Origin of the sequence: Methylobacter sp. BlB1, from assembly GCF_015476545.1 — a bacterium.
In the GTDB taxonomy this organism is placed as follows: domain Bacteria; phylum Pseudomonadota; class Gammaproteobacteria; order Methylococcales; family Methylomonadaceae; genus Methylobacter.
Genome location: NZ_JADMKV010000002.1, coordinates 108,985 through 123,570 on the forward strand (window position 1 = coordinate 108,985; position 14,586 = coordinate 123,570).

The window sequence follows — 14,586 nt, forward strand, 5'->3', positions numbered from 1 at the left end:
ATCGAATCTGCAGGGTTTGACAGTAAGCATTATTACTTAGATTTTTTCTTGCTTTTCAGTCACTTAAATATAAGTTGACTTTTCATCTGTTTCGTAATTACATTCGATATTGCTAGTTTCCGACAAATATCCGATTCATCTGCCGGACCGGCTGAATCTCCAGCATTGCACCAGCCCCAATAACAATAAAAACTGAGGAGAAGCTATGAGTCAATTAAGCGAAGAAGAGCGGGAAAAAATCATCAAAAGCCCGCCTGTCGGCACCTGGGCGCTAATGCTTATCGTTAGCGCCGGCATGGTTGCAGCCTGGCTATTTCTTTATTACGGCGTATTTCTGCCGCGTGGCGCTATAGATTCGCTATAAATTATAAGGTGATCTTATGCATATCGATCCGTTGGAAAAGAAATGGGGCTATGTAATCCTGGCCATAGTCGGCCTGCTGACCGCCATCATCGTGATAGATGCTCTGGTTCATCACATTAATCCTCCCAGTCATGTTGAAACCATCGATTCAGCCCGCCTGCATCTGAGCGAAGAATTCGCTGAAGATAATCTTGGCGTTCAGGTCGACGACAAAGGCAATATCATGGTCAGGATAGTGGCAGGGCGTTACGGCTTTTACCCCAAGCAGATTACCGTGCCTTCCGGCACGCCTCTGACGTTCCGTTGGGCCAGCATGGATGTCTTGCATGGCATCCATTTGCCGATGACCAATATGAATACCATGATACTGCCAGGCTATGTTGCAGAGTTGAAGACGGACTTTCCGAAACCCGGCAATTATCCGCTGCTGTGCAATGAATATTGCGGCATGGGCCATGACCACATGTGGGCCAGCATTACAGTTGTCGCCAAAGAACACTGGGCCGCGCCGATAAAAACAACGTCTAAAGGAGGCAGCAGCCATGAATGATGCGGAAGAAAAAAAACTGGCATTAAGCCACATGTGGATTGCTTTCGGAGCATTCCTTATCGCCTCCTTCATGGGCGCTTATCAGGTTCTGGAACGCAGCGGCTTTCTGCCGCTGATTGAGTCAGCTCCGGTTTATTTTGCCGCAGTCAGCAGCCACGGCGTGCTGATGGCCTACGTTCTCACCATTTTTTTTGTGCCCGGATTCGGCTATTACATAGCCACGACCAGTCTCAATCAGCCGGTATGGAATATCAAGTGGGCCTGGACCGGCTTCGGTGTTTCCCTGCTGGGCACGGTTCTGGCGGCCATACCGCTGCTGACCGGATCGGCTTCCGTACTTTATACTTTCTATCCACCGATAAAAGCGCATACGCTGTTTTATGTCGGCGCGACTTTATTGCTCGCCGGCTCCTGGATCTGGTGCGTGATCATGATTGTCATGATGCGGCAGTGGAAACAGGCCAACCCCGGCCAGCCTGTGCCTCTGGCAATGTTTTCAACCGTGGCCAACGCCTATTTGTGGCTGTGGACCAGTGTCGGCGTTGCTGCCGAAGTCCTGTTCCAAATCCTCCCATGGGCTTTCGGCTGGATGGATACGGTCGATCCCGGCCTGGCGCGTACGCTGTTTGCCTGGACCTTGCATCCTATCGTTTATTTCTGGCTGATTCCCGCTTATACGGCCTTTTATGTGCTGGTGCCCAAGCAGGCGGGCAGCTATATACTGAGCGATGAAATGGCCAGAGTCGCTTTTATTGTGCTGGTCGTTTTCAGCCTGCCGATTGGCTTCCATCATCTGTATATGGATCCGGAACAGGCCAAAGGCTGGAAGTTATTGCACGGCGTCGGCACTTTCATCGTGACCTTGCCGACTTTATTGACCGCCTTTGCTGTGCTTGCTTCCTTGGAAATAGCCGGCAGACTGCGAGGCGGCAAAGGCTTGTTCGGCTGGATCGGCGCCCTGCCCTGGCGCAACTCGATGGTGCTGGCCATGATTCTAGGCTTGCTGATGCTGATACTGGGCGGTTTCGGCGGCATCATCAATGCCAGTTATGCCATGAACGCCATGATTCATAATACCGCCTGGGTCCCTGGCCATTTCCATCTGATATTTGCCGGCACGACCGTGATCATGTACTTTGCCGTCGCCTATTATTTCTGGCCGATATTGACGGGCAAGCCGCTGTTCTCGAACAATATGGCCTTGCTGCAATTATGGACCTGGTTTATCGGCATGGTTGTCCTGACGACGCCCTGGCATATCCTGGGCTTATTAGGCCAGCCTCGGCGCATTTCCAGCGTTCAATACAACAGCCCGCTGACGCTGGCCTGGGATACGTTTGAGCTGGCTATGATAGTGGGCGGGCTGATAATGCTGGGATCAGCCTGTCTGTTTGTCTATAACCTCGTGAAGACCCAGTTGAATCCTGTAACTGAAGCCTATACAGGCAAAATCGAATACGCTGACCCGATTTATCCGGTCAATAATCTGCCCGAGTTTCTGAATGACTTCAAGATCTGGAACTGGGTCATTGCAGCCTTCATGTTCATTAGCTTCGGCTACCCTATTCTTCAGTTCTTTATTATGGACACGTTCGAATCAAGCGGATGGGGGTATTAATCATGAATAAAATGATTCAAACAGCATTGTTGGGTCTTTTTGCTGCAAGCCTTGCACATGCCCAGCCCTCGTCTCAAGTTGCCTGGACACCCGATAAACTGAATTTCATAAAGCAGGCCAACAGTAAAAATGGCAAGGAGTTAGCTATGCAGTGCGCCGGTTGCCATGGTGATAACGGTGTCAGTTCAGCACCGGAGTTTCCCTCGCTGGCAGGCCAATTGGCAACCTATACTTATAAACAGTTACAGGACTATAAAACCGGCCAGCGCACCCACACGCTCATGACTTCAATCGCTGCAGGACTAAGTGATCAGGATATGGCCGATATGGCCGCCTGGTACAGTTCCCTGCCGCTGCCCAAGAATAAAGCCGGCAAGAAAGATCTGGAAATTGCCGAGCAGCTGGTTTCCGAAGGTGACGGCAAACGCACCCTGCCGCCCTGTTATACCTGCCATGGCTCAGACGGTGAAGGTGAAAGAATGGATATACCCGCCCTAGCGGGTCAACAGGCTGAATATTTTGTCGCCACGCTCAAGGCCTATAAAAACGGTGAGCGCCACAACGACATATACAGCCGTATGCGCATACTCAGCCAGCAGTTAAGCGATACAGAAATACAAGAGCTTGCGCAATATTACCAGCAATTGCAGTGATGGTGAGACTATGAACCTATTTCATGCAGGTTTGTTAATCACTGTACTGACAGGCAGCCTGCCGGCCATGCCGGCCCTCGCCCAGAAAGCGCCCCAAGCGGACACTATCAAAACCTTTAAGGAGAATGAACGGAAGCCGAAGAACGATTACAACATCACTATCAACTATGAACTGGGCATGCACTGCACCGGGTTTGACTTTTCCTATTGCTGTGTTTTGCCGCCTTATAATTCCATTCAAAGCCAGGTAATCAAGACGTCCGGCGCGCCGAATCAGTTTCCGCGCTTACTAGGCGCCGACCCGAACGATCCGACCGTGCTGGTCGATGGCGACAAGCGCATGAAACTTGAGTATGGCCATGTCGGCAACACCTATTCAGAAGGTACCAAACTGGCTTACTGGAACATACCGTATGACGTCAATCATGACGGCAAATACGGCAATAACGAGAATGTCGCCAACGCTTATTTTACGCATCTGTATATCTATAAGGATCTGAAAGGCAGCAACCCCGGCCAAACCAGCAAGGACAGCGAGAAGAAACGGGTCGGCATCGAGATACCGATCCCGCGCGACATGGGTCCGGCCGGCGCGGCAGTCCCAAGCCCCATGAGAGGCGGCCACCTGCACTACACGGGCGAGGACGGCACCGTTGTCTATACCAAATCGCCCGTATTGGACAATGTGCCTATCATGCTGACCGATCCAGGCATCTGGGATGCGCTAGGCTTGCCGCTGACGCCTTTCTATGATGACATGGTGAAAAAAAGCCCGCTTGAAATTGTGGAAAGCGACATTCGGCCTTATCAGGAAGCCTGGGTAGGACTGGTCGACGCCAAAACCAACCAGCCCGTCATTGACAGTCATTCCGGCAAGCCCGTGAAATTCATCGGCACCAATCCGATCGATGTACCGAATTGCGCCAACTGTCATGCCAATGAAAATGCCAATGGCAACACCTTCAATTTATATAAACAGGAAAAAGCGTTCTGGAAAGGCCTGGGTGCCAGCGATTATATGGCCGACTTAAAAGCCACTTCCATTTCCATTTTACAGATCCACGATGCTCGCCACGGCACCCAGTTTACGGCCAAATACAATCCCGCCAGCCGTGACACTCAAAACCGTCTTGGCGCTGATCCGGTTTTATGTCAGCAATGTCATGCCGATAACGTCATAGGCGTACTGCAATCGAAAGGTGTCACTGAAGTGATATCAGGCGGTCAGAAAGTTGAAAACGACACGCCGATCATGCCTCTTTCGGAAGCCCTGCACCGGCTCCATCAAACCATTCGTCCCATGCCTGATTCGCACGGACGCACCGGCACTTGCGCCGGCTGTCATCCTTCGCACAGGCAGGACGGCTCTATGGACGGCTATGCCATCACGCCGGACGGCAAGAACTTTTATGCCTCATCCGATAACCGCGACTCCAAAGGCGGCTGTTTTGCCAGTCGCGACGTCCACTCCAATCCCGACAAGGAGAAAGACGGCGCCGGCACACCCGAACATCTGAATGAAATCGGTAAATGGATACAGACCAATGTCTCCAAAATCGGTACCGGCGAAGGCGGCAACGGCGTCTGGTGCACGAACTGCCATACCCAACTGTCCAGAGAATTGTACCAGCGCGATGATCTGGAAAATGCCTTTAAACAGACCGGCAAAACCATCCGCAACCAGTCGCTGGATGATATCGCCAAGGCGATAGGCGTTGATCGCAGAACACTCGAAGAGCAGTATCTTGACCCTAAAGTGGTACCTGATAAGGACGGACATGATACGCCTGATAAGTCCGGCATCCTGAAAAACAGGGCTAAAGGCCACATGGTGCCAGACATTGCCGTCATCGCTACCAAAAACGGCAAGCCGCTGATCCACAAGGATGAAGACGGTGATGCCAATGTCTCGATATTGTCGCCCAATCCTTCCGTGCAAATGTCCAAACTGACCGTTCCGGAAGAGGCAAACGGCGTCACGGCCGTCTCCTATGATGCGGCATCACATGGCCGGGATTATTGGCTGTCGCCGGGCGAACCGCATTGCGCCGATTGCCACGCCCCGCCTTATGTTGAAAGCCAGGGGGGCGTGGCTTTCCCTATCAATCAGCCCGGCAAATACAGCCTGATGCGTTATTCGAAAGGACATGCCGGCCTTGCCTGCCAGTCTTGCCATGAATCTATCCATGGTTTATTTCCGGTAACGCCGGTAGTCGACCCGACAACCTATAAACAGGCGCCGCAATACAATCCGGACGGCAGCCACGGTCCGCTGTTGTGCGCCACCTGCCATCAGACGAACAAGTTCGGCGTGCCGGTTGTCGCGGAAGCGCTCACCTGGAACGGCAAGAAAATCAAGGATGACCTGGATGCAGCGATCAGCTGGATACATGCCAATGCGCCTGATTTGGGCGGTAAAAACCCCAAATAGCTGCAAAACGCCGGCAGGGCCTTGGCCCTGCCGGCACTAATGCCTAGATGAGACAGTTTTTATGCCTTTAAAAAAGATCAGCTTATTATTCTGGCTGTCCTGCACACTCTGCGGCGCCGCCGTAGCCGACACCGTGTTAGTCAAAGTCGGCAGCGGCCAGGTTACCGAGCAGCAACTGGAAAAAGCCATGAATGCGGCGCCTTTCGCCAGCCAGTTTCCGGCTATGGATGAAAGAGATCAGGCTTATCTGCGCGGCGATATGCTGATGCGGCTGGCCAGATCGGAAGCGCTTTATCAGGAAGCCGTCGCTTTGGGCAAGACTGAAACGCAGGCCTATAAACAGGAAATGAGCAATTTCCGTACTTCCCTGCTGGCCCAACGTTATTTAACGCATCTTCGCGATCAAATCAGCGTTCCGGGCAAGCTGGAAAGCCAGCTGAAAGGCGATTTAAAAAACAACACTGATGCGCTCGCCGCGGCCCGGGCCTCGTATATCGCGCAGCAATTCAAGGCATTAAAGGAAAAGCGCATTGCCGAGCTTAAACAGCAAGCCCGGATCAAAACTTACTTCGAGCGCCTGGATAAAAATGCAAAAGCCGATACAGTACTAGCGGAAGCTACAGGATACACTATCAGATATGCCGATCTGGTACCGCCGCAAAGCGGCGCTAACGCAGATCCTCAACAAATAAAAAACCGAGTAAACGAATGGCTGGAGCTGATGGTTCTGGCGCGTGCGGCAGTGGCCGAAGGCATTAACGTCGAAGAGCAAATGGCCGATTACGGCCATTATCTAAGCACAAAAATGCTATTGGCGAAGCAGGAACAGCAATGGATACCTGATGACAAGACGTTGCTCGATTATTTCCGGAAACATCCGAACATCGGCTACGTACCCGAGCGCAGGCAAATCGGCCAGCTTGTCGCGGCCTCAAAAGAACAGGCCGAAGCATTGCGCCAGCGCATCCTGGCCGGTGAAAGCCTGTTCAAACTGGCGGCCGAGTACAGTATTGATCCCTATGGCCGCGAGCATGCCGGCGATATGGGCTGGTTGCAGGAAGGCAGCGGTTTCGATGCGGTTGAACAGGCCTTGAAAAAACTGCCTGACAATCAGGTCAGCGACGTTATTCAGACGCCCAAAGGCTGGCATCTGGTCATGATCGTGGACCGCAAGCCTGCCGAGCATAAAGAATTTGCCGCCATAAAAGACCGGATCAAACAAGCGCTGATCGCCGAGAAAATGGCAGCTTATCTGGAACAGGTTATGACAAAATATCCGCTGGATTGGCAAATACAAGATCATATTTAAGGCTTGAGCACAGTGGGTTGCTCAAGTAATGGTTTTACGATCGTTTCGAACGCCTCATCATCGAATACGCCGATTTCCTTAAAAACCAATCGGCCTTCACGGTCAATGATAACGGTAAAAGGCAGGACGCCTGACGGGTCGCCCCATTGATTCAACAATGCATAGTGCCGCTCGGGGTCGGCGTGCAACATTGGATAATTGATACCCAGGGTACGGGCATAGTTGCGTAATTTTTGCGCCTCATCAAGGCCGATGCCGATGATCTGCAGCCCCTGCCCGGCATAGTTTTTCTGGTATTTCATGAAATACGGAATTTCAATCTGACACGGCCCGCACCAGGTTGCCCAGAAATTCATCATGATGACTTTGCCGCGCCAGTCATTCAGTTTATGCTCTTTTCCATCGAGGTCATTCAGGATTAAAGACGGCAAAGCCCAGGCTTTGTTCACGGGTTTGCCATTTTCGGCCTGGGCGGCTTTAGCCGGCATGGAAAAACTTATACTGCCTGACAGCACTGCGGCAATGCCCATGCACAATTTAACAGCCAATTTATCTTTTTTAGCGAATTCAATCATAATGTTATGCATTAACAGATGGGTAGTTTGGGACAATGGAAAGCAGAGTTAATAGACTATATTAACTTTTACTAATATACTAAAATGTATCTTAGGCTGATTTTCCAACTGGAAATAACAACAAAAAAACGGCACACACAATGTTTGATCTATCAAAATGCGCTACCGCCGCCGCTACGGCCTTATTATTGAATAGCGTTGGCTATTCCGTCACGGCAGTCGCCGAAAACAATACCTACTATACCCTCGAACAGGCTGTCAATTACGCACTGGACAATAATCCGAGCTTGCAGGTCATGCACGAGCGTATTGCGCAGGCTGAGGCCCAATTAGGCGAAGCACGGGCCAGTTTTTATCCGCAAGTGAAAGCGCGGCTGTCCTATGAGCATTCCGACAACCCTGCCCGCGCGTTCAGCATGATCATCTCGCAGCGGCGGCTGGATTTCGGCGGCACTGACTTCAACCATCCTGGCGGCGTCGACAACTATCATCCGGAAGTGATCGCCACCTATTCCCTTTTTAACGGCGGCCAGGATTATCAAAACAAAATAGCCGCCGAGCTGGGCGTGGATGCGGCAACGCTCGAGGAATCGGCGACTCGCAACCAGTTGATCCAGTCGGTCACTTCGGCGTTTTACGGTGTACTGGCCGCCAAGGAAGCGCATAAAGTCGCCCAGCGCTCCATTGACGCCGTCAAAAGTGAGCTGGAACAAAGCCGCACGCGCTTTGAGGCCGGAACGGTTCTTAAATCCGATGTGCTGTCGCTGGAAGTGCAACTGGCCGAAGCTCAGGATGCCGAAATCCGGGCTGCCAATGCCATAGAACTGGCCCAAAGCGGACTCAAAACCCTGATGGGCATCAATGCCGGAGATCCGTTTGCGATTGCCGAGGCTTCATCCTGGCAACTGCCGCAGCTCGACAAGCCCTTTGCAACGCTGCTAGCTCAGGCTATCGCGCAACGGCCGGAAGCCGAAGCGGCTCAAAAACAGGTTGAAATTGCCGAGCGTAAGCTCAGCGCCGCCAAAGGCGCTCACTTGCCCAAAGCTGATGCTTATCTCAGCTACGGCTCCGACAGCAAGAACCTCGATTATTCGACCAGTCGCGACAATGTCACGGCCGGCGTCCAGGTCGAAGTGGACGTCTTCTCGGGTTTTCGCACCAGCGAGAATGTGAAAAAAGCTGAAAGGCAACTTGCGGAAGCCCAAAAAATCGCCCGAAAAATACAGCTCGACATCGAAAATGACGTTAAAACCGCCTATCTGAAGCTTCAGGAGGCCTTGGACCGGGTCAAAGTCACAACCGTTTCGGTCGCGTCCGCGGAAGAAGCTTTCCGTCTCGTCAGCGAGCAGCGCCAGGCCGATGTCGTCACCATCACACGCTATATTGAAAGCGAAGTCGCGCGCGACGAAGCCAATTCCCGCGTCATCGCCGCCCGTTACGATGCCCTGCAGGCGGAAGCCGAACTCAATAAAGCATTAGGCAATTGGAAATAAAGGACTTTTTATGACAGATCACAATTCGGCCACGAAGCGCAAATGGCTTATCCCGGCCGCCGCCATCATAGGGCTTATCCTGGTCATTCTTTATGCGCTGGGCCTTATCGGCGCCGGTGATAAAGTAGAACCGGGCACGCAGGAGATTGCGGCCCGGCCGGTTCCGCCCAACGCCCGAACACTGACTGTCGGCCAGAGCAAGACCGATGATGTCCAGTTCTGGCCCGGCACGATCCGTTCGCGTACGGTCGCCAAGATAGCACCCAAATACACGGCCCGCATCATCGGCATTGAAGTCAATGCCGGCGACAGCGTCAAAAAAGGCCAGGTACTGGCCAGGCTGGACGAACGTGAAGCAACGGCAAGCCTGAACGAAGCCCAGGCGCGCCTGGCGGCGGCCAGAGCGCAAGCCGCTCAAGCGGTTGCCGACGAAAAGAGAACCCGAGTCCTTTATGAAAAACAGGCCGCCACGCGCGAGAATTACGACGCCGTCATTGCCCGTTCCAGAGCCGCGCAAGCCAATGTCAAACAGGCCGCCAACGCCGTTGAGCAGTTGCGCATCTCCCTAGGCGAAAACAATCTGCGCGCGCCTTTTGACGGCATCATTTCCCAACGGCTGAAAGAACCGGGCGACATGGGGTTGGCGGGCGAGCCTATCGTTATTCTGCAAAAACCCGAGGATTTGCGTCTGGAAGTCGCAATTCCGAATTTCTGCGCCGGCCGCATCCGTACCGGCATGGAAGTCGATGTACGCATCGATGCCCTGGATAAGATTTTAAAAGCAAAAATCGATGAGATCACTCCTCAGATCGATATAGAAACGCGAACCCAGCTGGTCAAAGCCGCGCTACCAAAGACTGAAGGACTGCAACCCGGCCTGCTGGGCTGGCTGCTGCTGAACTGCACCGAGGAACATCACGCCATCCTGATACCGGCATCCGCCGTGCTGCACTATGGCCAGCTCGAAGCGGTCACCATCGTTAAAGACAATCATACCTATACGCGCCATATCCGCACCGGCAAGCAATACGGCGATCAAATCGAAGTCCTGTCCGGCCTGCGCGACGGCGAAACCATACTGATCAATAACGGTTCACCAGAATGAGCGAGCATCAACCCAAGGCGGTCCAACCGGCCGAGCCTGAAAAAAAAGACAGCTTCACGGTCAGTATCGTCAGACTGTTCACGACCTCGCAACTGTCGCTGCTGTTTTTGATCATTTCCCTGCTGGCCGGTGCAGCGGCGCTGGTGCTAACGCCGCGCGAAGAAGACCCTCAGATCATCGTGCCGGTCATGGACGTATTCGTGCAATATCCGGGCGCCAGCAGCGAAGAAGTTGAAAAACTGGTCACAACGCCGGTGGAAGTTCTGCTGCGGCAAATCGACGGCGTGGAATACGTGTATTCGATGTCCAGACCCGGCGAGGCTGTGATCACGGTCCGTTACCTGGTCGGCGAAGACCGCGAAAACAGCCTGATCAAGACGCGTGATAAACTGTTGGCCAATCTGGACATCATACCGGCCGGCGTGACCAACTGGGTTGTAAAGCCTGTGGAAATCGACGACGTACCGATCGTATTGCTGACCCTGTCGCCGCAAAACCAGCTCTACGACGCCATGAGTCTGCGGCGCATTGCCGATGAAGTGATCGAACGGCTGCGTACAGTTGAAAACGTCGGCAAGAGCTGGGTGGTCGGCGCGCCACCGCGGCGCATTTCCGTCTATCCCGATCCGGGCAGACTGGCTTCGCGCAACACTACGCTACTGGAAATCAAACAAGCGCTGATGCAGGCCAACATCAACGTGCAGGCCGGCGTCTTCGAGCATAACAACCGCGAAATCCTGCTGGAAGCCGGCCCTTTCTATCGAACGCCTGAAGAAGTGGCCTCGACGGTCATTAAAAGCATCGATGGCCGCATCGTCTATCTACGCGATGTTGCGCGCATCGAAGACGGCCCGGCCGATGTGCAGCATTACACGCGCATCGGCTTCGGCCCGGCTGCCGAACACATGCGCACGGTCGGCAAGGCGGTAGGCGATCAGCCTCAGGCCGGCGAAGAAAGGCAGATGGTGACGATCGCCATCGCCAAGCGCAAGGGCAGCAATGCCGTCAGCGTCGCCGAGGACGTCATTAAAGCCAGCGAAGCATTGCGTGGCACCATAATTCCTGATGATCTGCTCGTGACTATCACCCGCAATTATGGAGAAACGGCCGACCATAAGGTCAACGAACTGGTCAAGCACTTAGGCATCGCGATCCTGACCATCATCGTGCTGCTGGCGTTAAGTCTGGGATTGAAAGAGTCGTTCATCGTCTCCATCGCCGTGCCGATGACTTTCGCCGTCACGCTGCTGCTGGATTTGATCTTCGGCTATACCATCAACCGCGTTACGCTGTTCGCGCTGATTCTATCGCTGGGCCTTCTGGTTGACGACCCGATCGTCGACGTCGAAAACATTCACCGCCATTACAAGCTGCGCAAGGAGCCGCCGTTGCGCGCACTGCTGACGGCCGTCGACGAAGTCCGGCCGCCGACTATTCTGGCGACTTTTGCCGTTATCCTGTCTTTCATCCCGATGTTTTTTATCACCGGCATGATGGGTCCTTACATGGCGCCGATGGCCTTCAACGTGCCTATCGCGATGCTGATGTCTTTGATCATCGCCTTCACCGTGACGCCGTGGGCCAGCTACCGTCTGCTGAAAGGCGACTACGGCAAGGATCACGGCGAACCGTTCGAGCTGAAAAAAAGCGCCGGTTACCGCATCTATAATAAAATCCTGACTCCACTGGTGGCTTCGCCACGGCGCGCCTGGCTGTTTATCGGCATCATTATTATCGCCTTTATCGCCTCCGCTCTGCTGGCCGTCACTCGTGCCGTGCCGCTCAAGCTGTTGCCGTTCGACAACAAAAATGAGCTGCAACTGGTCATCGACATGCCCAAGGGCTCGACGCTGGAGCAGACCGACGAGGTCGCCCGGGCTTTAGGCCGCTATCTGTCCACCGTTAATGAGGTGACCGATTATGAGTCCTATATCGGTCTTGCTTCGCCGATGGATTTCAACGGCATGGTCCGGCATTACTATCTGCGCCAGGGCAGCTACGTCGGCGAGGTGCGCATCAGCCTGATCGATAAGGAGCACCGCGAGCATCAATCGCATGATATCGCCCTGCGCATACGGCCTGAAATCGAGCGCATCGGCAAAGAGTACGGCGCCAAGCTCAAAATAGTCGAGCTCCCGCCCGGCCCGCCCGTGCTGTCGACCGTGGTCGCCGAAGTTTACGGCCCGCCTGAAGCGAGCTACAAGGACATCATCAATGTTTCCAATCGTATCAAGGGCGCATTGGCCCAAACCGAAGGGGTGGTTGATGTCGACGACATGGTCGATGCCGAGCATGAAAAAATACACTTCCGCCTGAACCGTGAAAAAGCGGCCCTGAACGGCATTACCGCAGCCCAGGTTGCCCAAACCCTGCAGCTGGCAGTGCAAGGTGCGGCGGCTGGATCTGTGCATGTCATGACCGAACGCAAGCAGTTGGAAATCTATCTGCAGCTGCCCCGGGCCATCCGTTCAACCATACCCGACCTGTTGTCGCTGCGCGTTAAATCGGACCAGGGCCATTTAGTACCGTTAGGCGAGATCGGCACGATGACCGTCGAGTCGGGCGACCCGACCATCCACCATAAAAATTTGCAAAGACTGTCTTATGTAACAGCTGAAATGGCCGGCCGCAGTCCGGTTGAGGCGATACTGGATATGTTCGACTACTTCGACGAGAATCCTTTGCCCGAAGGTTACTCGGCCGACATGGCCGGCGAAGGCGAGTGGAAAATCACCGTCGACGTCTTCCGCGACTTGGGGCTGGCCTTTGCCGCGGCCATGGTCATGATCTACGTGCTGCTGGTCGGCCAGACCGGCTCACTGGGCATTCCGTTGGTCATGATGATCGCGATCCCGCTGACCATCATCGGCATCATGCCCGGTTTCTGGCTGCTGAACCTGTTCACGGAACCGGTAGCGGGCTATGCCACGCCGATCTATTTCACGGCCACGGCCATGATCGGCATGATTGCGCTGGCCGGCATCGTGGTCAGAAACTCGATCATCCTGATCGACTTCATCGAGCGCACCTACAACCGCGACGCCGAAACGACGCTGCCGGAAGCCCTGATAGAAGCCGGCGCGATACGCCTGACGCCGATCTTCCTGACCGCCGCCGCGGCCGTATTCGGCTCCGCCATCATCGTGCTGGACCCGATCTTTTCCGGGCTGGCCTGGAGCTTCATCTTCGGCATCGTGGCTTCCACGCTGTTCTCGTTGGTCGTGATTCCGGTGGTTTATTTCCTGATCAAAAGGAATAAGCCTAAAGAGCTGAATATAGAGACGGAACTGTAGAATCAACTTCCGACGCTAGGCAATAGCTTCCAGAGGCACGCAGATCAAGTCAAAAACTTCGTGCCTCTGTAGTATTTTTGGCCTCATAATTGCGAGAATCATACCCATTAAACTGGCGCATAAAAGCAAGGAAATCTGACCAGCTTTAGCGGTGGCAGAAAATAGTTAAACTGATCGCCTCTGTCACTGTCCATAAAACATGGCTGAAATATCCGCAGAGCGATTACGAACGCATGTTTACAAACTTGCCGGTGAGATTGGGCAGCGCAATATATTTCATCCGCAGGCTCTGAGTGCTGCCGCGCAATACATTACCGAAGAATGGCACAAACAAGGCTATGAAGTCCGGCCACTTGTTTATATTGATCGAGGCGTTGAACGCGCCAATCTTGAAATTACCTGTGAAGGCAAAAGCCGGAGCGGCAAATACATTTTGGTAGGCGCTCATTATGATTCAGTCATCGGCAGTCCCGGCGCCAACGATAATGGCAGCGGCATCGCGGCCTTATTAGAGCTGTCGCGTCTGTTCCGAGAGATTCAGCCCGATACCAGCATTCGTTTTGTCGCCTTTGTTAATGAAGAGCCGCCTTTTTTCTACGGCCATGAGATGGGCAGCATGGTTTACGCCAAAGCCGCCAGGCAGCGCCGCGAACCGATACGCTTCATGATCGCGCTGGAAACCATCGCTTGCTACAGGAACAGTCCGGGCAGCCAGACCTACCCGCCTTTGCTCAAGCACTTCTATCCCGATACAGGCAATTTCATCGCCTTTGTTGCCAACCTGAAATCTCGAGGCGTCATGCTCGAAAGCGCCAGGGCCTTTTCCGCATCGACCGATTTTCCCCTGGAAACGATTGCGGCCCCGGAAATAGTGCCGGGCGTCTCCTGGAGCGATCACTCGTCGTTCTGGCGGCACGGTTATAAGGCGTTTATGGTGACTGATACGGCTCTCTATCGGTATCCTTATTACCATGCGCCTGAGGATACGCCTGATAAGCTCGATTATGAGCCATTTGCCAGAATGACTCGGGGGTTGTTTTTGATGTTGGCTTCGCTGACGGGTTAATAACAAGCTGTAGGGTCGAATTCATTTATGCCCTTTGGGTACTTGTGCCCTTTGGGTATTCGACCTGGAACGCTTCGTTGCTGCTAAATTCTGTAGGGTATGCACTGCATACCATTTTCAAAATTTGTT

Annotated in this window: 11 protein-coding genes; 10 read left to right on the plus strand and 1 reads right to left on the minus strand. The window is 53.6% G+C overall.

Annotation, left to right across the window (positions count from 1 at the left end):
- Positions 1 to 205: 205 nt before the first annotated feature.
- The 6 genes from IT781_RS01720 (at position 206) to IT781_RS01745 (ending at position 6,925) form a co-directional block, all read left to right on the plus strand.
- Positions 206 to 364 (plus strand): hypothetical protein, encoded by a 159-nt coding sequence (locus IT781_RS01720; protein WP_194968403.1) that lies wholly within the window; start codon positions 206 to 208, stop codon positions 362 to 364.
- Positions 365 to 380: 16 nt separating this feature from the next.
- Positions 381 to 914 carry a cytochrome C oxidase subunit II gene (locus IT781_RS01725; RefSeq protein WP_194968404.1) on the plus strand — a complete coding sequence of 178 codons (534 nt, stop codon included), beginning with the start codon at positions 381 to 383 and terminating at the stop codon, positions 912 to 914.
- Positions 907 to 2,532, plus strand: a complete 1,626-nt coding sequence (locus IT781_RS01730; RefSeq protein WP_194968405.1) for a b(o/a)3-type cytochrome-c oxidase subunit 1 — start codon at positions 907 to 909, stop codon at positions 2,530 to 2,532. Before IT781_RS01725 ends, IT781_RS01730 begins: the two co-directional genes overlap by 8 nt.
- Before the next feature lie 2 nt (positions 2,533 to 2,534).
- The gene (locus IT781_RS01735; protein WP_194968406.1) at positions 2,535 to 3,185 is read left to right on the plus strand and encodes a cytochrome c; all 651 of its coding nucleotides are present in this window, start codon (positions 2,535 to 2,537) and stop codon (positions 3,183 to 3,185) included.
- A gap of 10 nt (positions 3,186 to 3,195) precedes the next feature.
- Positions 3,196 to 5,616 (plus strand): hypothetical protein, encoded by a 2,421-nt coding sequence (locus IT781_RS01740; RefSeq protein ID WP_194968407.1) that lies wholly within the window; start codon positions 3,196 to 3,198, stop codon positions 5,614 to 5,616.
- Between the two features lie 61 nt (positions 5,617 to 5,677).
- Positions 5,678 to 6,925 carry a peptidylprolyl isomerase gene (locus tag IT781_RS01745; protein ID WP_194968408.1) on the plus strand — a complete coding sequence of 416 codons (1,248 nt, stop codon included), beginning with the start codon at positions 5,678 to 5,680 and terminating at the stop codon, positions 6,923 to 6,925.
- Here IT781_RS01745 and IT781_RS01750 read toward each other — a convergent pair.
- On the minus strand, positions 6,922 to 7,500 hold the full coding sequence (locus tag IT781_RS01750; RefSeq protein ID WP_194968409.1) for a TlpA disulfide reductase family protein: 579 nt from the start codon (positions 7,498 to 7,500) through the stop codon (positions 6,922 to 6,924). The two genes, IT781_RS01745 and IT781_RS01750, sit on opposite strands and share 4 nt — an antisense overlap.
- Before the next feature lie 140 nt (positions 7,501 to 7,640).
- Between IT781_RS01750 and IT781_RS01755 the strand changes: the two genes are divergently transcribed.
- The 4 genes from IT781_RS01755 to IT781_RS01770 all read left to right on the plus strand — a co-directional run bounded on the left by IT781_RS01755 (position 7,641) and on the right by IT781_RS01770 (position 14,457).
- Positions 7,641 to 8,993: a TolC family protein gene (locus IT781_RS01755; protein WP_194968410.1), complete on the plus strand. Its 1,353-nt coding sequence runs from the start codon at positions 7,641 to 7,643 to the stop codon at positions 8,991 to 8,993.
- Positions 8,994 to 9,003: 10 nt separating this feature from the next.
- The gene (locus IT781_RS01760; protein ID WP_194968411.1) at positions 9,004 to 10,098 is read left to right on the plus strand and encodes an efflux RND transporter periplasmic adaptor subunit; all 1,095 of its coding nucleotides are present in this window, start codon (positions 9,004 to 9,006) and stop codon (positions 10,096 to 10,098) included.
- Entirely contained in the window at positions 10,095 to 13,391 is a 3,297-nt protein-coding gene (locus IT781_RS01765) for an efflux RND transporter permease subunit (RefSeq protein ID WP_194968412.1), read from the plus strand. The genes IT781_RS01760 and IT781_RS01765 overlap by 4 nt, the downstream gene beginning before the upstream one ends.
- Before the next feature lie 199 nt (positions 13,392 to 13,590).
- Positions 13,591 to 14,457, plus strand: a complete 867-nt coding sequence (locus tag IT781_RS01770) for a M28 family peptidase (RefSeq protein WP_194968413.1) — start codon at positions 13,591 to 13,593, stop codon at positions 14,455 to 14,457.
- Positions 14,458 to 14,586: the final 129 nt, after the last annotated feature.